General features: G+C 69.5%; 18 protein-coding genes, 1 tRNA gene and 1 pseudogene. 12 read left to right on the top strand and 8 right to left on the bottom strand.

Features of this window, described 5'->3' with window-relative positions; translation table 11 throughout:
* Positions 1 to 12: 12 nt before the first annotated feature.
* Positions 13 to 1,209, bottom strand: coding sequence for an ROK family protein (locus ACIA8K_RS01370; RefSeq protein WP_396053689.1), 1,197 nt, complete (start codon positions 1,207 to 1,209; stop codon positions 13 to 15).
* Between the two features lie 133 nt (positions 1,210 to 1,342).
* On the opposite strand from ACIA8K_RS01370, the gene ACIA8K_RS01365 reads away from it, so the two are divergent.
* The 3 genes from ACIA8K_RS01365 (at position 1,343) to ACIA8K_RS01355 (ending at position 4,957) form a co-directional block, all read left to right on the top strand.
* Positions 1,343 to 3,001: an extracellular solute-binding protein gene (locus ACIA8K_RS01365; RefSeq protein ID WP_396053687.1), complete on the top strand. Its 1,659-nt coding sequence runs from the start codon at positions 1,343 to 1,345 to the stop codon at positions 2,999 to 3,001.
* Positions 2,998 to 3,969, top strand: coding sequence for an ABC transporter permease (locus ACIA8K_RS01360; RefSeq protein WP_396053685.1), 972 nt, complete (start codon positions 2,998 to 3,000; stop codon positions 3,967 to 3,969). Before ACIA8K_RS01365 ends, ACIA8K_RS01360 begins: the two co-directional genes overlap by 4 nt.
* 79 nt (positions 3,970 to 4,048) lie before the next feature.
* Positions 4,049 to 4,957 carry a carbohydrate ABC transporter permease gene (locus ACIA8K_RS01355; protein ID WP_396053683.1) on the top strand — a complete coding sequence of 303 codons (909 nt, stop codon included), beginning with the start codon at positions 4,049 to 4,051 and terminating at the stop codon, positions 4,955 to 4,957.
* Between the two features lie 111 nt (positions 4,958 to 5,068).
* Here ACIA8K_RS01355 and ACIA8K_RS01350 read toward each other — a convergent pair whose 3' ends face one another.
* From ACIA8K_RS01350 to ACIA8K_RS01340, 3 genes are all read right to left on the bottom strand, one after another.
* Entirely contained in the window at positions 5,069 to 7,147 is a 2,079-nt protein-coding gene (locus ACIA8K_RS01350) for a glycosyl hydrolase family 95 catalytic domain-containing protein (RefSeq protein ID WP_396053681.1), read from the bottom strand.
* Between the two features lie 339 nt (positions 7,148 to 7,486).
* Positions 7,487 to 8,242, bottom strand: a complete 756-nt coding sequence (locus ACIA8K_RS01345; RefSeq protein WP_396053679.1) for a transcriptional regulator — start codon at positions 8,240 to 8,242, stop codon at positions 7,487 to 7,489.
* A gap of 36 nt (positions 8,243 to 8,278) precedes the next feature.
* Positions 8,279 to 8,361: transfer RNA gene (locus tag ACIA8K_RS01340), tRNA-Leu, on the bottom strand.
* Positions 8,362 to 8,492: 131 nt separating this feature from the next.
* On the opposite strand from ACIA8K_RS01340, the gene ACIA8K_RS01335 reads away from it, so the two are divergent.
* From ACIA8K_RS01335 to ACIA8K_RS01315, 5 genes are all read left to right on the top strand, one after another.
* A complete protein-coding gene (locus tag ACIA8K_RS01335; RefSeq protein ID WP_396054464.1) occupies positions 8,493 to 9,083 on the top strand; it encodes an ANTAR domain-containing response regulator in 591 nt (196 codons plus the stop codon).
* Positions 9,084 to 9,423: 340 nt separating this feature from the next.
* Positions 9,424 to 10,518 carry a branched-chain amino acid ABC transporter permease gene (locus tag ACIA8K_RS01330; protein WP_396053677.1) on the top strand — a complete coding sequence of 365 codons (1,095 nt, stop codon included), beginning with the start codon at positions 9,424 to 9,426 and terminating at the stop codon, positions 10,516 to 10,518.
* A 12-nt stretch (positions 10,519 to 10,530) separates the two neighbouring features.
* The gene (locus ACIA8K_RS01325) at positions 10,531 to 11,523 is read left to right on the top strand and encodes a branched-chain amino acid ABC transporter permease (RefSeq protein WP_396053675.1); all 993 of its coding nucleotides are present in this window, start codon (positions 10,531 to 10,533) and stop codon (positions 11,521 to 11,523) included.
* Positions 11,513 to 12,562 carry an ATP-binding cassette domain-containing protein gene (locus tag ACIA8K_RS01320; protein ID WP_396053673.1) on the top strand — a complete coding sequence of 350 codons (1,050 nt, stop codon included), beginning with the start codon at positions 11,513 to 11,515 and terminating at the stop codon, positions 12,560 to 12,562. The genes ACIA8K_RS01325 and ACIA8K_RS01320 overlap by 11 nt, the downstream gene beginning before the upstream one ends.
* Positions 12,559 to 13,371 carry an ABC transporter ATP-binding protein gene (locus ACIA8K_RS01315; RefSeq protein ID WP_396053670.1) on the top strand — a complete coding sequence of 271 codons (813 nt, stop codon included), beginning with the start codon at positions 12,559 to 12,561 and terminating at the stop codon, positions 13,369 to 13,371. Before ACIA8K_RS01320 ends, ACIA8K_RS01315 begins: the two co-directional genes overlap by 4 nt.
* 422 nt (positions 13,372 to 13,793) lie before the next feature.
* Here ACIA8K_RS01315 and ACIA8K_RS01310 read toward each other — a convergent pair whose 3' ends face one another.
* Positions 13,794 to 15,056 carry an ABC transporter substrate-binding protein gene (locus ACIA8K_RS01310; protein WP_396053668.1) on the bottom strand — a complete coding sequence of 421 codons (1,263 nt, stop codon included), beginning with the start codon at positions 15,054 to 15,056 and terminating at the stop codon, positions 13,794 to 13,796.
* A gap of 251 nt (positions 15,057 to 15,307) precedes the next feature.
* Here ACIA8K_RS01310 and polA point away from each other — a divergent pair, with 251 nt between their 5' ends.
* Positions 15,308 to 18,022 carry a DNA polymerase I gene (gene polA / locus ACIA8K_RS01305; protein WP_396053666.1) on the top strand — a complete coding sequence of 905 codons (2,715 nt, stop codon included), beginning with the start codon at positions 15,308 to 15,310 and terminating at the stop codon, positions 18,020 to 18,022.
* 6 nt (positions 18,023 to 18,028) lie between these two features.
* Here the strand turns inward: polA and ACIA8K_RS01300 are convergent, their stop codons facing one another.
* Both ACIA8K_RS01300 and ACIA8K_RS01295 read right to left on the bottom strand, forming a co-directional pair.
* Positions 18,029 to 18,241, bottom strand: a complete 213-nt coding sequence (locus tag ACIA8K_RS01300; RefSeq protein WP_396053664.1) for a DUF2945 domain-containing protein — start codon at positions 18,239 to 18,241, stop codon at positions 18,029 to 18,031.
* 331 nt (positions 18,242 to 18,572) lie between these two features.
* On the bottom strand, positions 18,573 to 19,391 hold the full coding sequence (locus tag ACIA8K_RS01295) for a class I SAM-dependent methyltransferase (protein WP_396054462.1): 819 nt from the start codon (positions 19,389 to 19,391) through the stop codon (positions 18,573 to 18,575).
* Positions 19,392 to 19,766: 375 nt separating this feature from the next.
* Between ACIA8K_RS01295 and rpsA the strand changes: the two genes are divergently transcribed.
* Entirely contained in the window at positions 19,767 to 21,287 is a 1,521-nt protein-coding gene (gene rpsA / locus ACIA8K_RS01290) for a 30S ribosomal protein S1 (protein WP_396053662.1), read from the top strand.
* 82 nt (positions 21,288 to 21,369) lie between these two features.
* A pseudogene (gene coaE / locus ACIA8K_RS01285) lies at positions 21,370 to 21,942 on the top strand (dephospho-CoA kinase); the annotation flags it as partial.
* A 4-nt stretch (positions 21,943 to 21,946) separates the two neighbouring features.
* On the opposite strand, the gene ACIA8K_RS01280 reads toward coaE, so the two are convergent.
* Entirely contained in the window at positions 21,947 to 23,383 is a 1,437-nt protein-coding gene (locus ACIA8K_RS01280) for a hypothetical protein (protein WP_396053660.1), read from the bottom strand.
* A 332-nt stretch (positions 23,384 to 23,715) separates the two neighbouring features.
* On the opposite strand from ACIA8K_RS01280, the gene uvrB reads away from it, so the two are divergent.
* The gene (uvrB, locus tag ACIA8K_RS01275; protein WP_396053658.1) at positions 23,716 to 25,836 is read left to right on the top strand and encodes an excinuclease ABC subunit UvrB; all 2,121 of its coding nucleotides are present in this window, start codon (positions 23,716 to 23,718) and stop codon (positions 25,834 to 25,836) included.
* Positions 25,837 to 26,004: the final 168 nt, after the last annotated feature.

Raw genomic sequence — 26,004 nt, 5'->3', positions numbered from 1 at the left:
CGCTGCGGCGGGTCAGGCCGTCAGCGCGGGCAGATGCCCGGTGTCGAGCGCGTCGAGCACCCGGGCCGCCCCGCCGATCGCCGCCGCCCCCGGGCCGAGCACCGAGACGGCCAGCACCGCGCCACCGGCCTCGGCCGCGAGCGTGTGCGCCGCCATCTCCGCCGCCGCGGCCGGGAGCAGCCACTCGGCAAGCGGAACGAAGTAACCCCCCAGCACGATCACCTCAGGGTTGAGCACGTTGGTGAGCAGCGACAACCCGCCGCCGAGGTGCCGGCCCACATCGCGGAGCGCGTCGAGCGCCCGATGATCCCCGCTCCGGGCCGCGATCACCACCCGCTCCACCTCCGGCGCGAAGTCCGTGATCGCCCCGTCGGCGTCCGCGTCCGGCAGGGCGCGCTGGATCAGCGACTCGATGCCCGCCAGTTCCTCGAGCGTGCCGCCGTGCAGCTGGAGGCGCCCGATCTCGCCGGTGAACCCGCGCCCGCCACGCAGCAGCCGCCCGTCGACGATCAGGCCCGCGCCGAGCCCGGTCTCGCCGGCGACGTAGATCAGATTGCGCCCGCCGTCGTGCCCGCCGTACCGCTGCTCGGCCAGTGCGGCGAGGTTGGCGTCGTTGTCGACCGCCACCTCGTACTCCGGCTTGCGCAGCGCCTTGATCAGATCACCGCGGAGATCCACATCGGACCAGGCCAGCGCGGCTGAGCGTCGTACCGTGCCGCTCTCGTCCACCAGGCCGGGCACGCCGACGGTCAGCCCGAGGACCTGGCGCCCCTGTGCCGCGACCCGGGAGGCGGCCCGCCCGGCGAGTGCCGCGATGCCGCTGACGCCCCGGCCGGCGTCGGTGGCGCCGGTGAACGCCCGCCGCCAGGAGAGCAGCTGCTCGCCGGCCAGGTCGACCGCGACCGCGGTGAGGTGGTCGCCGGTGACCTCGAGCCCGATCGCCGCGTAGGCGGACCCGTCCAGCACGAGCATCGTGGCCGGCCGGCCGATCCGGTTCTCGGCGAGACCTGTCTCGCGCAGCAGCCGGCGCTCGATCAGGTCCGCGACCAGGCTGGAGACCGTCGCCTTGTTCAGCCCGGTGGCGGCCGCGATGCCGGCGCGGGACACGGGACCGTGGGCGCGCACGTGGCGCAGCACGACGGCCAGGTTGGTCGCCCGCACGTCGGCGAAGTCGGCCGGCTGCGGGCCGGACTGCATGGTGATCAACATTGCTCCCCGGTGTCCCGACCATCATGCCCCATGCGCCGTACGGCAGCTCCCTTGTGGGGGCCTGGACCGTCGGCTACTTTGTTTAGTCACCAGACGAACTAACTCTAGCGCAACCATATGAGAGGGGCAGGCCGTGAGCACGAACCGCCGGACTTTTCTGGGACTGGTCGGCATGGGCGCGGCCACCGTGGCCGGTGGCCCGTTGCTGAGCGGCTGCAGCCGGGAACCGGGCTCGACCGGCACCGCGACGAACGCAGACGCGGCCTCGGCCGTGGTGCCCGACTACAAGCCGGTGCAGCTTGTCCAGCCGGACATCAAGGGTGTCCCGCCGGTGGTGGACGGCTACGTGAACTACCCGAAGACCACTGTCGCGGCGATCACCGATAAGCCCGGCACCAGCGGCCAGGCGATCAGGGCGACGACGCCGTGGTGGGGCCCGCCACCGCCCGCCACCGGCCAGAACGCCTACGTGGACGCGGTCAACGCCGCGCTCGGCGTACCCGTCGAGTTCAGCGTGCAGGACGGCAACACCTACAGCGAGAAGGTCAACGCGATGGTCGGCGCGCGCGACGTGCCGGACCTGCTTGTCATCCCGGGCTGGGACATCGGCCGGATCGCCCGCTTCTCCGAGGGCTCGCACGTGCTCTTCGAGGACCTCACGCCGTACCTGGCGAAGGAGAAGGGTGCGAACTACCCGATGCTGGCCGGGCTGCCCACGCCCGCGTGGAAGGACTCGGTCTGGGGCGGGAAGCTGATGGGCGTGCCGTTCCCGACGGACAACCCGTTCCCGTGGGCGCTGTTCCACCGCAAGGACCTCGCGGAGGCGGCCGGGGTGGCCGACCCGGCGAACCTGGAGGAGCTGTACGCGTACGGCAAGAAGCTCACCGACCCGGGCAAGGGCGTCTGGGCGTTCGGTGACATCTCCGCCGAGGTCGAGCAGGCGCTCGGCGTGCCCGGCTCGCAGCAGGGCTGGCGCAGGAACGCGGACGGCACGCTCACCCACAAGTACGAGACGCCCGAGTACAAGCAGGCCGTCGAGTTCATGATCAGGGTGTTCAAGGACGGCCTGATGCACCCGGAACTGGCCGGCAGCAAGGGCGGCGACGCCAATGCGCTGCTCCGGGCCGGCAAGGTGATCTGCTGGCAGGGCGGCCTCGGCGTCTGGCGCGGCATGCAACGCGACGAGAGCCGCAACAACCCGGCGTTCAACCTCCAGCCGATCAAGGTGTTCGGCGCGGCCGCCGGGCAGAAGCCGGTCCGCTGGCAGGGCACGCCCGGCATCATCTGGACGTTCATCAAGAAGGACCTGGGCCAGGCCCGCGTCGAGGAGCTGCTGCGCGTGCTCAACTGGAACGCCGCCCCGTTCGGCACCAAGGAGTACGAGCTGCGCGAGTACGGCGTGGAGGGCACCCACTTCACCCGCGCGGCCGACGGCACCCCGGTCACGAACGACCTGTACACCAAGGAGTTCGCGAACCAGTTCGGCTTCCTCGGCGGACGCCCCGCGGTGATCGTCGGCGGCGCGGACGTGCCGCACTACGCGCAGGACATGCTCGCCTGGTGCAACGACACGGTGAAGTACATCGAGCCGGACCCGTGGACCGGCATCAAGGTCGAGACGCCCACCAAGATCGCCACCATCGCGCAGCCCACCGAGGACAAGCTGACCGACATCAAGCGCGGCCGCCGCCCCCTCTCCGACCTGGAGGCGGTCGTCACCGAGTGGCGCAACACCGGCGGCGACGAGGCCCGCGAGTTCTACGCCAAAGTCCTCGCAGACAACGGCCGATGAGCGCACCCGTTCGCGAGCGGGTGGCCGTGACCAGGCGGCCGCCCGTACCGAAAAGGCACCGCCTCCGCCGCGACTGGCCGCTCCTGCTCATGGTCGCGCCCGCGTTCCTGCTGGTCCTGGTCTTCCACTACGTACCCACGCTCGGCAACGTGGTGGCCTTTCAGGACTACAACCCGTTCGCCGGCGCCAACCCGTTCGAGGCGTTCCTCTACAGCGAGTGGATCGGCTTCGGCAACTTCGAGGCGCTGTTCAAGGACCCGTCGTTCTGGGACGCGCTGCGCAACACGCTCGCGCTCCTCGCCTTCCAGCTGGTGTTCTACTTCCCCCTGCCGATCCTGCTGGCGCTGCTGCTCAACAGCGTGCTCTCGCCGAAACTGCGGTCGTTCATCCAGAGCGTCGTCTACCTGCCGCACTTCTTCAGCTGGGTGCTCGTCGTGTCGTTCTTCCAGCTGATGCTGGGCGGCGCCGGCCTGCTCGCCCAGGTGGCGCGCGGCGCCGGCTACACCCCGCCGGAGATCATGACGAATCCGGACACCTTCATCGTGCTGGTCACGTCGCAGGCGGTCTGGAAGGACGCCGGCTGGGGCATGATCATCTTCCTGGCCGCGCTCGCCGCGATCGACCCGCAGCTCTACGAGGCCGCGGCCGCCGACGGCGCCGGACGCTGGCGCCGCCTCTGGCACATCACCCTCCCCGGCCTGCGCTCGGTCATCATCCTGCTGCTCATCCTGCGGCTCGGTGACGCGCTCAACGTCGGCTTCGAGCAGTTCATCCTGCAACGGGACGCGGTCGGCCGGCAGGCGGCCGAGGTGCTCGACACCTACGTCTACTACCGCGGCGTGGTGGTGCAGCAGTACGGCATCGGCGCCGCGGCGGGCCTGTTCAAGGCCGCGGTCGGGCTGGTGCTCATCCTGACCGCCAACAAGATCGCACACCGTTTCGGCGAGCAGGGGATCTACCAGAGATGAGCAATCGTCAACCTGGCGACCGGGCCGACGCCACGGGCGGGCGCGCACGGGTGGGGACCACGTTGGAAACGGCTCGATCATGAGCGTCCGGCCGGTCTGGGAAGAGAAACCGAGCATCGTCGGCCAGCTCGGCAAGGGCACCATCCTTACGCTGGTCACCGCCGCCGTGCTGGTGCCGCTCTGGGTCGTGCTGGTCACCAGCCTCTCCTCCGCCAAGACCATCAACGCGGCCGGCGGCTACGTGGTGATCCCGCGCGAGTTCGACCCGTCCGCCTACGTGGTGATCTTCTCCGGCGGACTGATCGGCCGCGCGGTCTGGGTCAGCATCCTGATCACCGCGATCGGCACGTCGATCAGCCTCGCGCTCACCGTGCTCGCCGCCTACGGGCTGTCCCGCACCGACTCGATCGGCCACCGCCCGCTGCTCTTCTACTTCCTGCTCACCTTCCTGATCTACCCCGGCATGATCCCGTCCTACCTGGTCGTCACCGGCCTCGGCCTCAAGAACAACCTGCTCGCGCTGACGCTCCCGACCGCCATCCAGGCGTTCAACCTGGTAGTCCTGCGGGCGTTCTTCATGAACATCCCCGGCGAGCTGATCGACAGCGCGCGGATCGACGGGGCGGGGGAGTTCCGCATCCTCGCCCGGATCGTGCTGCCGCTCTCCAAGGCCGTCGTCGCCGTCATCGGGCTGTTCTACGCGGTCGGGTACTGGAATGCGTTCTTCAACGCGATCCTCTACATCGACCGCAACGACCTGCAGCCGCTCCAGCGCCTGCTTCAGGGATACATCCTGCTCGGCCAGGCCCCGGCCAACGTGGGAGGCGGTGCGGTCGTCCATATCCCGGGCATCGGATATGCGGCGCCGCCGAGCCTCGCCATCAAGATGGCGGTCGTCATCGTCACGGTGGTACCCGCGCTCATCGTGTACCCGTTCATTCAGCGCCACTTCACGAAGGGCGTGATCATCGGCGCGGTCAAGGGCTGACCCGGATGTGCGATCGGGGCGCCGGCTGCTGCCGGCGCCCCGATCTTGCGCGGACGCCCCCACCATGGCGCGCCACGCAGCACTAATTTTTCCTGGTATCCAAACTAAGTGTCAACAGTTCACGGCGGTTTCGATGCCCGGATTTAAATCGAGTTCGATTGATGTCAAGCCGGGTCCGGCAAGCACCGTGCGCAGCGGGCGCGGCGCGGTCAGCACCGCCTCGAAACCGTCCGGCGACCAGGCCAGCCGGACGATGTGCACCGGTCCGCGCGCCACCAGGCCGGACACCTCGCCACGCGGCCACTCCCGCGGCAGCGCCGGCAGCAGATCCACCCGGCCGGGGCGCGAGCGGACAAGCATCGCGGCCACCAGCGCCGGCAACGCGCCCGCGATGTCCACGTTGAAGACGGCATCCCGATTGTGGGTCGGCACCAGGCTCGGCCGGAAATACCGCTCGGCCAGCCGGGACAGCGCACGAAAGGCCTCGTCCCGCAGGCCCAGATGCGCGGCCGCGATCCCGAGCTGCGCCAGACCGTAGGCCATCTCATCCGCCTCCTGGCCGTCCCACCAGTCCAGACGCGCCCGGATCGCCGCACCGGCGGCCCGCGCGAGCCGCGGATCGTCGAAGGCCGGATCGCCGCCGTACCAGAGCGGATACAGGTGACTCGCATGCCGGTGACCGGGCGCGTCACGCAACGCCGGATCCACCCACTCCGCAAGCAGACCGTCCCCGGACACCCGGAACGGCGGCAACGCGTCACGCAACGCCCGCCAGCGCGGCGCCTGCGGATCGCCCGGCGCGAACCGCAGCAGATCCCGCAACAGGCCGCCCGCGGCCGCCACATCCATCGTCGCGTCCACACACGCCTGCGAACCGGTGCCGACCGGCGCGTTCTCCGGCGAATACGACGGCGCGAACCGCGCCCTGCCCGCCGAAACCGTCACAAAATCGAGGTAGAACTCCGCCACCTCGGCCAGGAACGGCACCGCCCGCTCCCGCAGGAACACCTCGTCGCCGGTGTGCTCGTAATACTCGGTGAACAGCCGCGCCAGCCACGCCGCACCAGCGGTCCAGAACGTCTGACACCAGCGCGGGCCGAAATGGTTCACGAGCGCATGCGTGCTCTGATGCGCCGGAGCCAGCAACCCGCCCACGCCGTACAGGCGGCGCGCGTTCACCCGCATGTCCGGACGCCGCGCCTCGGCAAGCGCCAACACCGGCAGCAGCAACTCCGGCGTGCCGGTCGGCGCGAACCCCTGCACCGCGGCCGGCAGATTACCGTCAAGCGTGAAGGCGCTCCGCCACGGCGGACGGAAACCACCACTCCACACACCCTGCAACGTCGGCGGCAACTCACCCGACGCGGAGATCGCCGCATACCGGCACGCGTTCACAAGCAGCCCGATGTGATCGCCGCCCAGATCCAGCCGGAAGCGCCGATACCACTCACCGTGCACCGCCACGTGCGCCGCAAGCAGCTCATCAAAACCACGATCAGGCCACGGGGGTACGACAGGGAGCGCCCCGACCACGGTCCGTGCCAACACCAGCAGGCCGTCGTCGTAGCGCTCCACACGGCACTCCACCCGGTAACCAGGCAGCGCACCCGGCCAGTCCGCACCCGGGAAGACCGCGTCGAGCGTCAGGCCGTCCACCCGCACGTCGATCGGCCGCTCCGGAACACCGTCGACCGGCGCGAGCGTCAGCTCACCGCCGGTGCCGGAGACGCGCAGCACCACCACGTCGTCCGCCCGGGACACGAACGCCTCGCACACCACCCCGCCCCAGCGCTGCGTCACCACGCCTGTCGCGAAATCAGTGCTCCGGGCGTACCCACCGGGGGTCTGTGATGTGGATCGTGGGGTGAACGTGAGCGTGGCCGCGCCGATCAGCGGATCCACCCAGCGCAGCTCGCGGTAACCCGGCTCCCCGGCGGACGCGTGCGCACACACCAGGTCCGCCGCGTCCTGGAAGCGTCCCTCGCTCAGCAGGCCGCGCAACTCGGGCAGGATCGCGGCCGTGTCCGGCGGGGGGAGCGGCGCGGAGACCGGCTGGAACAGGCGCTCGTGCGACAGCGTGAGCCGGATCGCCTCCGGCCCGCCCCAGAACAACAGGCCCTGACGCCCGTTTCCGGAGATCATCGCTTGTTCCCACTCGCGTGCCGGGCGGAGATCGGTGTGAAGATCCATTCCAGGGACTGTGCCGAGACGCACACGAAACGTCAACGGTCGATATCGTCAGCGCATTTTGTGCATAGCGTCGAAATGGCGTCACCCGCAGTGAGAAGGGGCGCATCGGAGCCGGTGGAGGTGGGCACCTACCTCCACCGGCTCCGTCGGTGCGTGGCGCACCGGAGCGCCGCCTAGCCCGACCCGTGGCGGTCGTGCAGAGCGGGGAAAGTCCCTGGCCGCGAGCGTTCCGCAGCGACATGAAAAACCTTACGCGGTCCTGCACCGATTCCGGGTGACACAGGGATGAAGATCATGTTTCGAAGCGCTTCGCCCGAGTGATCCCGATCTCAGCCGGTTTCACGACTTCGGCCCGACGAACTCATCAAGCCGCGCGACAGCCGCCCGTTTCGCCACCGAAAGCGTGTTTCGCCTGCTCATTCGCCAGTCTATGCCGAGCCGGTTTAGTGACCGGCCGCACATGTTCATGATATCGACCGACTCATTCGTGAACATGTACCGCGGGTACTCGTATGTGCGCCCGCTCACTGTTACCCGATTGGTGAATCGGCACCCGTCCGAGTGAATCAGGCCGCGGATGAAAGCCTCGGCGTGCGTATCGACGATCGGCTGCTGCCAGGCCGTCAGTTCTATCCGGCGGGCGTGCTTGGGGCCGGGGCCGTGCTGGGGCAGCAGGCACGGCCAGTGGTTCCAATGCGTGCTGACCGCGGTGCATCCGATCTTCGCCCGGTGGTACACCGAGCGGGCGCCGCACTCGCGCATCGCGGCGCCGATCTCGGCGATGATGCCGGGATACTTGTTGTCGCAGTAGACCGCCAGCAGCATCGTGCGCCGGGCATGCACGACATGGCTGTCGCCGAGGTACTGCCCTAGAAGGTAGGCGTAGGCAGCGGGTGCGTCCGGCGATCGCGGCGGATCCGCGCAGCGGGGGCAGCGCTCGTCCAGCTGCCGCTCGCGATGCCGGCGGGCGCGTTCGCCGTAGAGCCAGTTGCCGACCGTGTGCTTGGGCAGGCCGAGAGTCTGCCAGATCTGGCGAAAGGGGACGTTGGCGGCGTGCATGGCGATCGCGCGTTCGCGGATTTCGAGTGGATGCATCGACGCATCAACATCCTGTGTATGGCGACTGCAGAGTGCCGGGTGCGGGATTCGAACCCGCAAGCCCTTTCAGGCAGAGCATTTTGAGTGCCCCGAGTATGCCGTTCCTCCAACCCGGCGTCGCACGGCATGTAAAACCTCGTTACGCCGCGCTGAGCAAACCTAGCGTACCCACTACGCTGTTGGCGACGACACCCGACCGGCCGGGTGTCAGGTTCCGAGGGCGTTGGGGGTTGTTCGCGTGGCCGACATGCAGGCGGGTGCGGAGCGTCGGCGGGTGCTGATCGCCGAGGACGAGGCGCTGATCCGGCTCGATCTCGCCGAGATGCTGGTCGAGGAGGGTTACGACGTCGTGGGTGAGGCGGGTGACGGCGAGACTGCCGTGCGCCTGGCCGAGGAGCTGAAGCCGGACCTGGTGATCCTGGACATCAAGATGCCGATCATGGACGGGCTGGCGGCCGCGGAGCGCATCGCCGGCGGCCGGATCGCGCCGGTGGTGATCCTGACCGCGTTCAGCCAGCGTGACCTGGTGGAGCGGGCCCGTGCGGCAGGCGCCATGGCATACCTGGTGAAGCCGTTCCAGAAGTCGGACCTGGTGCCGGCGATCGAGATCTCGCTGTCGAGGTACTCGGAGATCGCGGTGCTGGAGTCCGAGGTGGCGGGCCTGACGGACCGGCTGGAGACGCGGAAGGTGGTCGAGCGCGCCAAGGGCACGCTCATGGCCACCTATGGAATGACGGAGCCGCAGGCGTTCAAGTGGATTCAGCGGACCGCCATGGATCACCGGATGACTATGAAAGAGGTCGCCGAGCGGATCCTCGCGGAGACGCCGAGCGCCTGACCAGGGCCTCTGCGGGGGTACTTCTCGTGCTTTTTGTTAAACGCCGATAACTGATTGATAACACGGCGTTGAGCGGCTGTGACGCGGGCTATGATCCGCCAGTCCTGAGGTGACACACCGTCAGGACCCGCGTCAGAGACTTCGAGGAGCACCGTTGCGTAGAGCCGTGATCATGTTCACGGCCCTTCTGGGAGCCCTGTTCTTCGCCCTTGGTGTGAACGCCACAAGCGCTTACGCCGCCGAGGGTGAGGGTCTGCAGGGAGCGTTGAGCAGTGCGAACCAGCCGGTGGCTGGGGTCAAGATCAACGCTACTCAGAATGGCCAGCCGATTGGATCGGTCGTGTCGGGGGCCGACGGGAAGTGGACGCTCTCCGTGCCGCCCGGCAAGTACGAGGTGGTCCTCGACGAGAGCACCCTTCCGGAGAATGTCGGACTCCAGGGGGCGGCGGGGCCGTCCCGGAGTCTGGAAGTGTTCGAGGGTGCAATGCGTAACGTGTTGTTCCCGCTGGGCCCGGTGGGCGCGAACGCGCCGCCGCCGGAGTCCGAGCCCACGATGCTGGACCGGTTGCCGAACCTGGTGTACACCGGCGTGCACATCGGCCTGATCCTGGCGCTCGGCGCGCTTGGCGTCTCGCTGATCTTCGGCACGATGGGCCTGACGAACTTTGCGCACGGCGAGCTGATCACGTTCGGCGCGCTGACGGCGTTCATCTTCAACAGCACGGTCGGCCTGCCGCTGTGGCTGGCGCTGGTCCTGGCGGTCGTGGTCGGCGGCGCGTTCGGCTGGCTGCAGGACCGGTTCTTCTGGGGGTGGCTGCGGAAGCGGCGTACCGGCCTGGTCGGCATGATGATCGTGTCGATCGGCCTGGCGATGGTGCTGCGCTACATCTTCCTGTTCCAGTTCCGTGGTGACACGCGGCAGTACGCGGACTACGCCGCGCAGCCGGGTGTGGAGATCGGCCCGCTGTTGATCGCGCCGAAGAACCTGATCATGGACCTGGTCGCGATCCTGGTGCTGATCGCTGTGTCGTTCGCGCTGCTGAAGACGCGCCTGGGCAAGGCGACGCGCGCGGTGTCGACGAACCCGGCGCTCGCGGCCGCGTCCGGCATCGACGTGGACAAGATCATTCGACTGATCTGGACGATCGGTGGTGCGCTTGCCGCGCTCTCCGGCGTCATGCTCGGCATGTTCCAGGGCGTCAACTTCCAGATGGGCTTCCAGATTCTGCTGCTCGTGTTCGCGGCAGTGACGCTCGGCGGTCTGGGTACCGCGTTCGGCGCGCTGCTCGGCAGCATGGTGGTCGGCGTCGTCACCCAGGTCTCGACGCTGTGGGTGCCGACCGAGCTCAAGAACGTCAGCGCGCTTGTCGCACTGATCATCATCCTTCTCATCCGGCCGCAGGGCATCCTGGGCCGCCGCGAGCGGATCGGTTAAGGGGGACACACCGTGGATTGGAATTTGATCATCCAGGTCTCCTTCGAGTCGATCATCGGCTCGACGGCGATCATCTACGCACTGGCCGCGATCGGCCTGAACGTGCACTTCGGCTACACCGGCCTGCTCAACTTCGGTCAGTCCGCGTTCCTCGGCGTCGCCGCGTACGGCCTGGCGATGTCGGTGACCACGTTCGGCCTGCCGTTCTGGGCCGGCATCGCGGTCGGCCTGATCGGCGCCGTCGTCCTGGCGCTGCTGCTGGGCGTGCCGACGCTGCGACTCCGCGCGGACTACCTGGCGATCGTGACGATCGCGGCGGCGGAGATCATCCGCCTGCTGTTCCGCTCGGTGAGCCTGGCCGAGTGGACTGGTGGCTCGGACGGCCTGCAGCGGTTCTCCGACGACTTCTACGCGATGAACCCGTACAGCGGCGGCCTCAGGCTCCTGCCGTTCATCGACATGGACTCCCGCGACTTGTGGGTGCTGACGGTCGGCTGGATCCTGGTCGCGCTGGCCTGTCTCATCGTCTGGCTGCTGATGCGCAGCCCGTGGGGCCGGGTGCTGAAGGCGATCCGGGAGGACGAGGACGCGGTCCGCAGCCTCGGTAAGAACGTGTTCTCCTACAAGATCCAGGCGCTGATCCTGGGTGGCGTGCTCGGCTCGCTCGGCGGTTTCATGTTCGCGCTGAGCCGTGCCGCGGTGCAGCCGGACACGTACGGCACGGAGCTGACGTTCTTCGCGTACACCATCCTGATCCTGGGTGGCGCGGCTCGCGTCTTCGGCCCGGTCGTCGGCGCGGTGATCTTCTGGTTCCTGATCGTCTTCATCGACGCGCTGCTGATCGAGCTGATCGAGGCCGGGGCGATCCCGACCGCGATCATGGACCCGAACCAGGCCGGTTCCGTCCGGTACATCCTGGTCGGCCTGGGCCTGATGAGCCTGCTGATCTTCCGCCCGCAGGGAATCTTCGGCGACAAGAAGGAGGTCATGCTCGATGCCCGCTGAGACACTGCCCTCACTGGCCGACGTCCCCCGCCAGCCGGGGGCCGCGAAGCCGGACGCCATTCTGGTCGCGGACGGCGTGGTTCGCCGCTTCGGCGGCCTGACCGCGGTAAACGTCGGCCACCTGGAGATCCCGCGCGGCCGGATCACGGCGCTGATCGGCCCGAACGGCGCCGGCAAGACCACCTTCTTCAACCTGCTGACCGGCTTCGACAAGCCCGACGAGGGCACGTGGACGTTCAACGGGAAGACGCTCGGCGGCGTGCCCGCGCACAAGGTGGCCCGGCTCGGCATGGTCCGCACGTTCCAGCTCACCAAGGCGCTCAACCGCCTCACGGTGATGGACAACATGCTGCTCGGCGCGACCGGCCAGAAGGGTGAGAACTTCTTCCGGGCGCTCATCCCGGCGATCTGGCGCTCCCAGGAGCGGGAGATCACCGCGCGGGCCGAGGAACTGCTGGTCCGCTTCAAGCTGGACGCGAAGCGCAACGACTTCGCTGGCAGCCTCTCCGGCGGCCAGCGCAAGTTGCTTGAGATGGCGCGCGCGCTGATGGTCCGGCCGGACATGGTCATGCTCGACGAGCCGATGGCCGGGGTCAACCCGGCGCTGACGCAGTCGCTGCTCGGCCACGTCAAGGCGCTTCGCGAGGACGGCATGACCGTGCTGTTCGTCGAGCACGACATGGACATGGTCCGCGACATCAGCGACTGGGTGATCGTGATGGGCCAGGGAGCGGTGATCGCCGAGGGCACGCCCGACGAGGTGATGGCCGACCCGCGCGTCATCGACGCCTACCTGGGCGCGCAGCACGACGAGGAGCCCGAGGAGGCCGCGGCCGAGCAGGTCGCGATCGTGGCTGACAAGCCCGCGGTCACGCCCGCGCCGACGCCCGCGGTCACACCTGCGGTGACGCCGGCGCCGACGCCCGCAGTGACACCTGCGGTGACGCCCGCCGTCACGCCTGTGGCCGAGCCCACGGTCACCCCCGTGGACAAGCCCGAGACCGCCGCTGACAAGCAGGCGGGGGAGGAGAAGGCATGACGGACGAGGTCACTCAGGCCGAGGCGCTCGCCGACGACACCGCAGGTGTGCACGTCGTCGACCGCAGCGAGCACGTCTCCTCCGCCGAGGGCGCGCTCGTCCGCTGCGACGAGCTGGTCGCCGGCTACCTGCCGGGCGTGAACATCCTGAACGGCTGCGACCTGTACGCCCGCAGCGGCGAGCTGGTCGGCATCATCGGCCCGAACGGCGCCGGCAAGTCGACGCTGCTCAAGGCCCTGTTCGGCCTGGTGAACGTGCGTACCGGCGCGGTCACGCTGGACGGCACGGACATCACCAACCTGAAGGCGCACGACCTGGTCGCGCGCGGCATCGGGTTCGTGCCGCAGAACAACAACGTGTTCGGGACGATGACCATCGAGGAGAACCTCGAGATGGGCACGTTCCTGCGGCCGAAGCGCTTCAAGGAGCGCTTCGACTTCGTCACCGGCCTCTTCCCGACCCTGGGCACCCGCCGCAAGCAGCGCGCGGGCTCGCTCTCCGGCGGTGAGCGGCAGATGGTGGCGATGGGCAGGGCGCTGATGATGGAGCCGAGCGTGCTGCTGCTTGACGAGCCCTCCGCGGGTCTCTCGCCGGCCATGCAGGACGAGGTGTTCCGCCGTACCAAGCAGATCAACGCGACAGGCGTCACGGTCATCATGGTCGAGCAGAACGCCCGCCGCTGCCTGCAGATCTGCGACCGCGGTTACGTGCTGGACCAGGGCCGTAACGCCTACACGGCGTCGGGCCAGGATCTGATGCACGACCCGAAGGTCATCGAGCTCTACCTGGGCACGCTCGCCACGGCGTAGCACGTCCCGTCGAAGGCCCGGTCGCATTCCGCGACCGGGCCTTTCACATTCCATTTTCCCGCTCCCGCGGTGGTCAAGCCCCGCGTGCTCCCGCGGGCCGCAGGTGCCGTGGGTGGGCACGAAAAACCCGTCCGGCGCTGCACCGCCGCTCCCTCCGCCGCCGGGTCCGCAGCTCGTGTGACGGTGGGCCACCGTCGTCGGCGGCATCCTGAGTGCGCATTGCCGTCCCGGAGGGAAGTACCCGGGGGTGTGGCCGCTCGTAGTGGGACGGCGCGCACCTCCGTTCCCCCTGCGACGGGGGTGCGCCGCCCCGGCGTACCCCCGTGGCCTGGTCCTGATTCTGGGTTTTCCGGCCCGGCACAGAGAGAGGGCCCGGCCAGATCGGCCGGGCCCTCTCGGGTGTCGCTGTGGTCAGGCGAAGATCAGATCTTGCCGGACTTGTAGTCGACGTTGGTGTACTTGTTGTCGTCGCCGTACTGGTAGATGCCGATGGTGGCCTCGGACGGGTCACCGGCGGCGTTGAACGACACCGGGCCGCTGACGCCGTCGTAGTCGAAGTCCGTGCCGGCCTTGATCAGCGTGAGGCAGCTGGCGAAGTCCTTGCACTTGGTGCCGCCCTCGGAGGCCGCCTTCAGGTTCGCGGCGATCGCGGCGGGCGCGTCGGACTTGGCCAGTTCGGCGGCGAGCGCGATCAGGTTGGTGGCGTCGTACGACTCGGGGCCGTAGGAGAAGTCGACCAGCGACGGGTCGATCTTCTTCATCTTCTCCTCGAAGTCCTTACCGGCGGCCGCTCCCGGGAGCGTGCCCTTGGCGCCCTTCAGCGTGCCGGCCGGGAAGGTGTACTTGTTCGACAGGTTGCCGTCGACGAAGTACCACTTCTTCTTGTCGGTGGTCAGACCGGCCTCGACCAGCTTGGGGATGATCTTCGAGACCTCGTCGAAGCCGATCAGCACGATGGCGTCCGGGTTCGCGGTCTTGATCTGGTCGACCTCGGCGGAGAAGTCGGCGGCCTTCGGGTCGTAGACGGCCTCGGCGGCGATCTGGCCACCGGCGCCCTCGACGGCGGCGCGGGTGCTCTTGGCGAGACCGGTGCCGTACGAGTCCTGCATGACCAGCAGGCCGACCTTGGCGTTGCCGTCCTGGATGATCAGGTCACCGAGGACCCGGCCCTGCAGCTGGTCCGGCGGGGCGGTCCGGAAGTAGAGGCCCTTGTCCGCGTACGTGGTGAACTCGTCCGACGTGTTGGCCGGCGAGAACTGCACGACGCCCGCACCGGTGATCTTGTCGATCACGGAGAGGGACACGGACGAGGAGGCAGCGCCGACGATCGCGTCGACACCCTCGGCCAGCAGCTTGTTGACCGACTGGGTCGCGATGTCGGTGGAGGTGTCGCCGGAGTCGGTGTGGCTGACCACGACCGGCTTGCCGAGCACGCCACCGGCGGCGTTGATCTCCGAGATGGCGAGGTTCACGCCGGCGATCTCCGGCGGGCCCAGGATGGCCAGCGAGCCGGTCTGCGGAAGCAGCGAGCCGATCTTCAGCGTGCCGTCACCGACCGCGGCGGCAGCGGCGGACGAGCCGCCGGGGGTCGGCGTGTCCTCCGAATCGTCGGCGCATGCGGTGAGCGCGAGAGCAGCGGCGCTCAGCACGGCGACGCTACGCCATGCGAGGTTCGGGCGGATCATGCAGTCTCCTTATGAGTCCAGCGTCAGGGTGCGGGTGAGCGCCCATGCATGAACGCTGTTGCAGGCCAAGCTAATGACCACACCGCCCGCGCACCAGCACTTGTAACACGCTGGTACAAGGCTGTTGTGCAGTCGTGACAATCCGGTGCCGGTTGCCGAGGGTGACCAACCCCCATGATCGCGTATTCGGCCGGGTCAGGGTGCTGTGGCGCGCCAGAAGTTGTCGGAGGGGACGACTAGAGTCCTCAGACGTGAATGCTGCTGTCGCTGAAAAGTCCCGGTTGTTGCTGCTCGACGGTCACTCACTGGCCTATCGCGCGTTCTTCGCCCTCCCGGTGGACAACTTTTCGACGTCGACGGGGCAGGCGACCAACGCGGTCTACGGCTTCACCTCGATGTTGATCAACGTGTTGCGTGACGAGAAGCCCACGCACATCGCTGTCGCGTTCGACGTGTCCCGCCGTTCCTTCCGCACCGAGAAGTACGCGGAGTACAAGGGCGGCCGCTCGGAGAGCCCGTCCGAGTTCCTCGGCCAGGTGAGCCTGGTCAAGGAGGTGCTCGAGGCGATGCGCATCCCGTTCCTGGAGCGCGCCAACTACGAGGCCGACGACCTGATCGCCACGCTCGCCACCCAGGCCCGCGCCCAGGGCATGGAGGTGCTGATCTGCACCGGCGACCGCGACGCGTTCCAGCTGGTCGACGCGCACACCACGGTGCTCTACCCGCGTAAGGGCGTCTCCGACCTGGCGCGGATGGACCCGGCCGCCGTGACGGAGAAGTACGGCGTCGGCCCCGACCACTACCGGCACCTGGCCGCGCTTGTCGGCGACAGCAGCGACAACCTGGCCGGCATCCCCGGCGTCGGCCCGAAGACGGCCGCCAAGTGGATCAACCAGTACGGCGGCCTGGACGGCGTCATCGCGCACGCGGACGCGATCAAGGGCAAGGCCGGCGACAGCCTGCGCGAGGGCCTGTCCGATGTGATCCGCAACTACGACCTCAACCTGCTGGTGTCCGACCTCGAGCTGGAGCTCACGCCGGAGGACACCCGCTGGCACGGCTGGGACCGCGAGGCCGTCCACCAGGTCTTCGACGCGCTCCAGTTCCGGGTGCTCCGCGACCGCCTCTACCAGTACCTCGACGCGGTCGAGCCGGAGGCGGAGGCCGGCTTCGACCTGAACGGCACGGTGCTCGGCGCCGGCGCGGTCGCGCCCTGGCTGGCCGCGCACACCAACGGCGCCGAGGTCGGCGTGGCGGTCACCATCACCGGCTCGTTCCACAGGGGCAACGGCGTGCTGGTCGGCGTCGCGCTCGCCACCGCGGACGGGCCGGCCGCCTGGTTCGACCCGGCCGCGCTCGACCAGGCGGACGGGACCGCTGTCGCCGGCTGGCTCGCCGACCCGGCGCGGCACAAGGTGCTTCACGACAGCAAGCCCGCGCGGATCGCGTTCGCCGAGTACGGCTGGACGCTTGCCGGCGTCACGCACGACACCGCGCTCGCCGCCTACCTGGCCCGCCCCGACCAGCGCTCCTACGACCTGGCCGACCTGGCCGTGCGCTACCTGCAGCGCGAGCTGAGGGTGGATGCGCCGGAGACCGGCCAGCTCACGCTGGACGGGCTCGGCGGCAACGAGGCCGAGGCCGAGCAGAACCTGATGCTCCGGGCCCGCGCCACGCTCGACCTGGCCGCCGCGCTCGACTCCGAGCTCGACCGGTACGCCGAGGCGGGCGAGGGCCCGTCCCGCCGGCTGCTGGCCGAGGTGGAGCTGCCGCTTGTCGAGGTGCTGGCCGCGATGGAGCGGGTCGGCATCGCGGCCGACACCGGCTACCTGTCCGAGTTGGAGTCCGAGTTCGCGGCCGAGGTGAAGTCCGCCGCCCAGGCCGCGCACGCGGTGATCGGCCGGGAGTTCAACCTCGGCTCGCCCAAGCAGTTGCAGGAGATCCTGTTCGGCGAGCTGAACCTGCCGAAGACCAAGAAGATCAAGACCGGCTACACCACGGACGCGGACGCGCTGCAGAGCCTCTACGCGCAGACCGAGCACCCGCTGCTCGCGCACCTGCTCCGGCACCGCGACGTGGCGAAGCTGAAGACGACCGTGGACGGGCTGCTCAAGGCCGTGTCCGACGACGGCCGCATCCACACGACGTACTTCCAGACCGTCGCCGCCACGGGCCGGCTCTCCTCCACCGAGCCGAACCTGCAGAACATCCCGATCCGTACCGAGGAGGGCCGCCGGATCCGGCGCGCGTTCGTGGTCGGCAACGGCTTCGAGACGCTGCTGACCGCGGACTACAGTCAGATCGAGATGCGGATCATGGCGCACCTGTCCGCGGACGCGGCGCTGATCGAGGCGTTCAACTCCGGCGCCGACTTCCACGCGGCCACCGCGTCGTCAGTCTTCGGGGTCCCGATAGCTGAGGTCACGCCGGACCAGCGCCGCAAGATCAAGGCCATGAACTACGGCTTGGCGTACGGGTTGAGCGCGTTCGGCCTGTCCAACCAGCTCACCATCTCCACCGAGGAGGCGCGCGGGCTGATGGACGAGTACTTCTCCCGGTTCGGCGGCGTCCGCGACTACCTGCAGTCGATCGTGGCCGAGGCCCGCCAGCAGGGCTACACCGAGACCATCCTCGGCCGCCGCCGCTACCTGCCGGACCTGGTCAGCGACAACCGGCAGCGCCGCGAGATGGCCGAGCGGATGGCGCTCAACGCCCCCATCCAGGGCTCCGCCGCGGACATCATCAAGGTCGCCATGCTTCACGTCGACACCGCGCTCCGCGACGCCGGACTGCGCTCCCGCCTGCTGCTGCAGGTCCACGACGAGCTGGTCCTGGAGGCCGCGCCCGGTGAGCGCGAGCAACTGGAGGAGCTGATCCGGCGCGAGATGGGCAACGCCTACACGATGTCCGTTCCGCTCGCGGTCTCGGTCGGCGCCGGCCGCGACTGGCACACCGCCGACCACTGAACCTGTCTACTCCGGGTGGAGGGCGCCGGGCTTGTGCACGGCGTCCTTCCCCGTCTTGTCACTTGTCACCCGATATTGCGGCTCCTCGGCCGACGCCACCACTGTGCGCCCGGCACTCTCGGTCCGCTCGGTGATCTTCTCCTGCACGGTCCCGTGCACGGTCTCGCCGTGCGACCGCCAGCTGACCTTTTGCCCCTTGCGCACACTCTTCCCCGTCATGACCAGGGCTTACCCGGTCGAGGCCGGGTCTAACGCGTGCCGCGAGGGCGCCGGACGATCTCCGAGACCGAGAACTCGATTCAGCCGGCGCGTGGGCGTCGAACCAGTTGCTCAGCAGTCTGGCGATCGTCTGGTGGCGGGAGTCGGTCGAGGGGCCACGCGGATTACTCCGTCAACGAGCTCGACGCGCGGGGCGTCAGGGGGAAGATTGAGCAGGTCCTGGAGCGTGTAGTTGGCAAGGGCCTGACGCACGGGGTCAGGCTGCCACACCGTCGCGTGGGGTCCGGCCGGTTCAGCGCTCACCAGAGCAGCTTACGGCGTACCCGCTAGATCATGTGTTGTGTGGTTTGTCGGCGAGGAAGATGGCGGTGCCGGGGAAGAGACGGCCGCGCAGCGGGCTCCACTGGCCCCAGATCGCGTCGTGGCCGTCGGGCCACTCCGGCTCGATCAGGTCGTGCAGGACGAAGCCGGCGGCCACCAGCTCGCGGATCCGGTCCCCGAGCGTGCGGTGCTGCTCGACGTAGGTGGGCTCGCCGTCGACGTTCTCCTCGACGTAGGGGCGGCGGTCGAAGTACGAGTGCACCGCCTGCAGCCCGCCCTCGCCCGGGTCGTCGAGGAAGATCCAGCGCATCGGGTGGGTGACGCTGAACGCCCAGCGGCCGCCGGGGCGCAGCACCCGGAAGACCTCGCGGTGCGCGGCGGCGGAGTCCGCGACGAACGGGATCGCGCCGAACGCGGTGCAGACGACGTCGAATGCGCCGTCCGCGAACGGGAGCGCGAGCGCGTCCGCCTGGACAAGCGGCGCGGTGATGCCGGTCCGGGCGTTCCCGGCGGCGGCGTGCCGCAGCATGCCCGCGGACAGGTCAAGCGCGGCCACTGACGCGCCCTGGGAGACGAGCCAGCGGGCGCCCGCGGCGGCCCCGGCGCCGAGCTCGAGGACGCGGCGGCCGGAGACGTCGCCGAGCAGCCGTGCGTCGGCCTCGCGCAGACCCTCAGGGCACCAGACGAAGTCGGCCGCGCCGAGGAACCCGCCGTGCTCGGCCTGGTAGTCGTCGGCGTCGATGTCCCACCAGTGCCGGCTGGCGCGGCGGCTCTCGTCGTCGGTCACGTTCCGGCGGGTGACCTCGGTGCCGATCTCGACGCCGTCCATGGGTTCGCTCACCAGCGGGAGGCTACTTCCGACCCGCGGGAACAGTGTGACAGGGGTGACATCAGGGACTTTACGGGGCGTTTGGCGGCCAATCAGAGGTCCGTCTCGGTTCAGACGGCGGGAGGCCTTGCACGCTGTGGTAATGCACAGGGTAAGCTAGTCGATGCGCTCGCGGATCGTGTGCCTCGGCAGGGAGCAGGTCCGCGGTCGGCTGTTTCAGTAGGCCCCGTTGCAGCAGTGAACCCGCATGCTTTTCGACCTCAACGCCGTCGACCTCGTATGCCGCCACTGCCCCGGATGTCCCGACTGTGCCCGCCGGCAAGCCGCGGGCGCAAGCACCAGCCGCGACACCATCCGTTCGGAGCAACTGTCCACATGACGAGCAGCATCGAGGCCACCTCGAGCGCCAACCGGGTTACCATCGACGACCTCGGCAGCGAGGAGGCATTCCTCGCCGCGATCGATGAGACCATCAAGTACTTCAACGACGGCGACATTGTCGAAGGAACCGTCGTTAAGGTCGATCGGGATGAAGTCCTGCTCGACATCGGCTACAAGACCGAGGGCGTCATCCCCTCGCGCGAGTTGTCGATCAAGCACGACGTGGACCCCGCGGAAGTGGTGTCGGTCGGTGACCACATCGAGGCCCTCGTCCTCCAGAAGGAGGACAAGGAGGGGCGTCTGATCCTCTCGAAGAAGCGTGCGCAGTACGAGCGCGCGTGGGGCACCATCGAGAAGATCAAGGACGAGGACGGCGTCGTTCGCGGCTCCGTCATCGAGGTGGTCAAGGGCGGCCTGATCCTCGACATCGGACTCCGGGGCTTCCTCCCGGCCTCCCTGGTCGAGATGCGGCGCGTCCGCGACCTGCAGCCGTACGTGGGCCGCGAGCTGGAAGCGAAGATCATAGAGCTGGACAAGAACCGCAACAACGTGGTTCTTTCCCGCCGCGCCTGGCTCGAGCAGACCCAGTCCGAGGTGCGCACCGAGTTCCTCAACAAGCTGCAGAAGGGACAGGTCCGCAAGGGCGTTGTCTCCTCGATCGTCAACTTCGGTGCCTTCGTGGACCTGGGTGGCGTCGACGGCCTGGTGCACGTCTCGGAGCTCTCCTGGAAGCACATCGACCACCCGTCCGAGGTTGTCGAGGTCGGCCAGGAGGTCGAGGTCGAGGTCCTGGACGTCGACCTGGACCGCGAGCGTGTCTCCCTGTCGCTGAAGGCGACGCAGGAGGACCCGTGGCGTCAGTTCGCCCGCACCCACGCGATCCAGCAGATCGTGCCGGGTAAGGTCACGAAGCTCGTCCCGTTCGGCGCGTTCGTCCGCGTCGACGACGGCATCGAGGGCCTGGTGCACATCTCCGAGCTGGCCGAGCGCCACGTGGAGATCCCGGAGCAGGTCGTGCAGGTCGGCTCGGACGTGATGGTCAAGGTCATCGACATCGACCTCGAGCGTCGCCGCATCTCGCTGTCGCTGAAGCAGGCCAACGAGGGCTTCGTCGAGGGCGAGGAGCACTTCGACCCGACCCTCTACGGCATGGCTGCCACGTACGACACCGAGGGCAACTACATCTACCCGGACGGCTTCGACCCGGAGACCGGCGAGTGGATGGAAGGTTTCGACAAGCAGCGCGAGACCTGGGAGACGCAGTACGCCGAGGCGCGGACGCGCTGGGAGGCCCACACCAAGCAGGTCGTGGCCGCCCGGACCGCCGACACCGAGGCCGCTGCGAACGCGGCAGCGGGCATCACCACCTCCACTCCCACGAGTGGCGGCGTGACCAGCTCGTCGTCGTCGTCCTCCTCCTCCACCCCGGCTCGCCAGGGCGAGGAGCCGGCCGGCACGCTGGCCACCGACGAGGCTCTTGCCGCGCTGCGGGAGAAGCTCGCCGGCGGCAAGTAAGCCCCTGGTAAGGCATTGAGAGCCCCGGTCGCGGACGCGCGACCGGGGCTCTTGCCATGAACAGGCGGCTAGGATCGCCGTCATGCTCTCAGTGGGACTGACAGGTGGCATCGGCGCGGGCAAGTCCGCGATCTCCACGCGGCTCGCCGTGCACGGCGCGGTGATCATCGACTCCGACCTGCTGGCCCGCGAGGCCGTCGCGCCCGGGACCGACGGCCTCGCCGAGCTTGTCGCACACTTCGGCGACGGCATCCTGCTCCCGGACGGCGCGCTCGACCGGGCCGCGCTCGGCACGGTCGTCTTCGGCGACGCGGACGCCCGCCGCCGGATGGAGGGCGTGATCCACCCCCGGGTGCGCGCCCGCAGCGCCGCGCTTGCCGACGCCGCGCCGGACGACGCGATCGTGGTGCACGATGTGCCGCTGCTTGTCGAGTCCGGCCTCGCCCCGCTCTACCAGCTGGTCGTCGTGGTCGAGGCGCCCGAGCCGGTCCGGATCGCGCGACTTGTCCGCGACCGCGGGCTGACCGAGGAGGCGGCCCGGGCCCGGATCGCGGCGCAGGCCACGGACGCGCAGCGCCGCGCGGTCGCGGACGTGGTGATCAGCAACGCGGGCACCCGGGAGGAGCTGGCCGAGGCCGTGGACGCGCTCTGGGCCCGGCTCAGGGAAGCGGCGGCAGATCCGGCACGTTCTCGTCCGGCGTGAGGTCCAGCTGGGCGTACCCGGCCGCGCGGGTCAGCAGCTCCACCCGCCGCAGCACGCCGTCCGCGCCGACCCAGTAGCGCATCCGCGCGTTCCCCGGCGCCGCCCCGGCCTCCGCCGCCTTCGGGATCTCGAACACGCCCACCGGGACGCCGTTCACCGTGTCGTCGCGCAGGTGCCGGGCGGACTCGCGGACCACGGCCGGCTTCCCGCGCCCGGTGCCGCCAAGCGCCATCGCCTCGGTGACCAGCAGGTCCAGGTCGAAACCGCCCATCTCGTCCGCGCGCTCCACCCACGGCGTGGTCGTCCACTTCCCGCGCGGCGCCTGCAGCGGCGGCAGCACCCAGCCGGCCGCGTCCTTCGGGACCGGCCGGATCGCCACCGCGGACGAGGTGGCGAGCATCAGCTCGGCCGGCGCCTCGCCACCGGTCGTGCGCAGCAGCAGATAGGCGCGGGTGCGCTCCCAGTCCAGCCAGCCCTCGCCCCGGCGCAGCGTGCCGTCCCGGGCCGGGAGTGCGAGTGAGATCCGGCCGCCACCCGCGCGCAGGTCCGCCACCCGCAGCCCGGCCAGCAGTTTCGCCTCGTCCGCCGTCACCTTCCGGGGCGTGATCGGCGCGCCGCCGAACGCGGGCACCGCACCGAACCCGGTCTGCTCACCCCGCCGCAGCCCGATCTCCACCGGCAGGTTCCCGGGCAGCGTGGCCGCCATCCGCCGCAGGCCGCCGTCCCGGGCCAGCCAGTACCTGACCCCGCCACCCATGTCGGCGAGCGACGTCGGCGGCGGCGTCGACGCCTGCGCGGGCGGGACCGCCGGCCCGAGGAACACGTCTACCACGTCGCCGTCCGCCTTCTCCGAGCCGAGCCAGCGGGAGTCGCTGGCGCGGAGCGTCCCGGCCGCGTCCGGGCGGGTCGAGGCGGCACCGAACAGGAGGTTGAGCAGCCCGTCCATCGAGGCGGTGGCCGAGTTGTCGTCGGTACCAGGCACCGCAGCCCGCACCCGCCAGTCGCCGGCAGGCGGATCGACCGGCGGCGACCCGGTCCCGGCCCGGCCGCCGCTGCCCGGCTCGGTGACCGTGGCGACCAGACCCGGCACGGCCTGGACCAGCGCGGACGCCGCCCCGGGACGGGTGACCCGCAGGTAGGCGAGTTGCCGGCGCCAGTCCACCCAGCCCTCGGCGCGCAGCTGGTCGCCGATCGTCGCGGTCACGCCGGCGGTGCCGTCGCGGTGGTTACGCACCCGCATGCCGGCCAGCCGGTCCGCCTCCGCGGCGGAGAGCGGGCGGGCGGCCGGGGCACTGCCGGCCGGCGCACACGAGCCGAGGCCGCCGAGCAGCCCGGCCGCGCCGCTGCCGACCAGGCCGGCCAGGGACAGCAGCGTGATCACGCGCCGTTTCATGCTGATGCGGGAGTCGCTCACGGAGAAGTGAACGAGCGACGGAGCGCTCAGGCGCGCCACGGGAGATCGGCGGGCGCGCTCGCGGCGGCCGGTATGCGCCATTGGCGCCACCGCACGGAGCGCGCTCACCGGGTGATGAACCCGAGGCTGCGACAGCTGTGCGCCGGTCGAGCGACCGGTGTGGGGGCCGCTCGGTTGCCGGACGGCCGCCGCGAGCGGCCTACCGGTTCACGGTAGACCGCCGGGGTGGGCCACACAATCGTAATATCGAAGCTGATCGAGCACCGGGCGTGACCGGAAAAGTTGTCGGACCCCGGGCGTACCGTGGGGTCATGGCGCTTGACATCCCCCGGCTCGACAACCGTTTCCAGGTCATCAGCGACTTCGTGCCCTCCGGTGACCAGCCGGCGGCCATCGACGCGCTGGAGCGCCGGGTGCGCGACGGCGAGCGCCACAGCGTGCTGCTCGGCGCGACCGGCACCGGCAAGAGCGCCACCACCGCGTGGCTGATCGAGCGCGTGCAGCGCCCGACGCTCGTGCTCGCGCACAACAAGACGCTCTGCGCGCAGCTCGCCAAGGAGTTCCGCGAGCTGATGCCGAACAACGCTGTCGAGTACTTCGTGTCGTACTACGACTACTACCAGCCCGAGGCATACATCCCGCAGACCGACACCTACATCGAGAAGGACTCGTCGGTCAACGAGGAGGTGGAGCGGCTCCGGCACTCCGCCACCATGTCGCTGCTCACCCGGCGGGACGTGATCGTGGTCGCCACCGTCTCCGCGATCTACGGCCTCGGCACCCCGCAGGAGTACCTCGAGCGCGCCGCCCGGGTCTCGGTCGGCCAGGAGGTCGACCGCGACAAGCTGCTGCGCCGGCTTGTCGAGATCCAGTACACCCGCAACGACATGGCCTTCAACAGGGGTACGTTCCGGGTGCGCGGCGACACCCTGGAGATCATCCCGGCGTACGAGGAGTTGGCGCTGCGCATCGAGCTGTTCGGTGACGAGGTGGAGAAGATCTCGTACCTGCACCCGCTCACCGGCGACGTGGTCCGCGAGGTCCCGACCGCGATGATCTTCCCGGCCAGCCACTACGCCACCGGCCAGGAGCGCATGGAGCGCGCGATCGGCGACATCGAGGCCGAGCTGGCCGAGCGGCTCGCCGAGCTGGAGCGGCAGAACAAGCTGCTCGAGGCGCAACGGCTGCGCATGCGCACCACCTACGACCTGGAGATGATGAAGCAGGTCGGCTTCTGCAACGGCATCGAGAACTACTCGATGCACATCGACGGCCGACTGCCCGGCAGCCCGCCGCACTGCCTGCTCGACTACTTCCCGGACGACTTCCTCACCGTCATCGACGAGTCGCACCAGACGATCCCGCAGATCGGCGGCATGTTCGAGGGCGACGCGTCCCGCAAGCGCATGCTTATCGATCACGGCTTCCGGCTGCCGTCCGCCGGTGACAACCGGCCGCTGCGCTTCGACGAGTTCCTGGAGCGGGTCGGCCAGATGGTCTTCCTCTCCGCCACCCCCGGCAACTGGGAGCTGCAGCAGGCTCAGGGCGAGTTCGTCGAGCAGGTCATCCGCCCGACCGGCCTGGTCGACCCGGAGGTCGTGATCAAGCCGACCAAGGGCCAGATCGACGACCTGATGTACGAGATCAAGCTGCGCACCGAGCGGGACGAGCGGGTGCTTGTCACCACGCTCACCAAGAAGATGTCCGAGGATCTCACCGACTACCTGCTTGAGCACGGCATCCGGGTGCGCTACCTGCACTCCGAGGTGGACACGCTGCGCCGCGTCGAGCTGCTGCGCGAGCTGCGCAAGGGCGACTACGACGTGCTTGTCGGCATCAACCTGCTCCGTGAGGGCCTCGACCTGCCCGAGGTGTCGCTTGTCGCCATCCTGGACGCGGACAAGGAAGGCTTCCTGCGCAGCGGCACCTCGCTGATCCAGACCATCGGCCGCGCCGCGCGTAACGTCTCCGGCCAGGTCCACATGTACGCGGACAAGATCACGCCGTCGATGCGGCTGGCGATCGACGAGACCGACAGGCGCCGGGCCAAGCAGGTGGCGTACAACGAGGAGCACGGGCTCTCGCCGCAGCCGCTGCGCAAGAAGATCCACGACATCCTCGACGACATCTACCGCGAGGCGGAGGACACCGAGTCCGCACTCGGCGGCCCGATCGTCGGCGGCGCCGGGCGGCAGATGTCCCGCGGCAAGGCCCCGGTGCCGGAGACCCGTTCCAAGGGCGGCAAGGCCGCGGCCACGCCGGCCCGCGCCGGCATGGCCCGTGCCGAGCTGACCGACCTGATCCAGAACCTGAACGACCAGATGCTCGGCGCCGCACGCGAGCTGCAGTTCGAACTGGCAGCTCGCATCCGCGACGAGATCCACGAGCTGAAGAAGGAGCTCCGCGGCATGGACGCGGCGGGCGTCAAGTAAGCCGGCGGCCGGGCCGCACCGAAGCCTGGCCGGACCCTTTCCTGCCGCGGTCCGGTCGGCCGGGGCCGCGGTCTGCGGGCCATGGTCCTGCCGGCCCGGGCCACGGTTTGGCTGCGACCTGCGGGCCGACGCTGGCGGGTCTTCGGTCTGCGGGCCACGGCCCGGCTG

It is taken from the genome of Catenuloplanes sp. NPDC051500 (assembly GCF_044454585.1).
In the GTDB taxonomy this organism is placed as follows: Bacteria; Actinomycetota; Actinomycetes; order Mycobacteriales; family Micromonosporaceae; genus Catenuloplanes.
The sequence above is the reverse complement of the archived record's forward strand: the minus strand, read 5'-3'. Positions and strand labels throughout refer to the sequence as shown.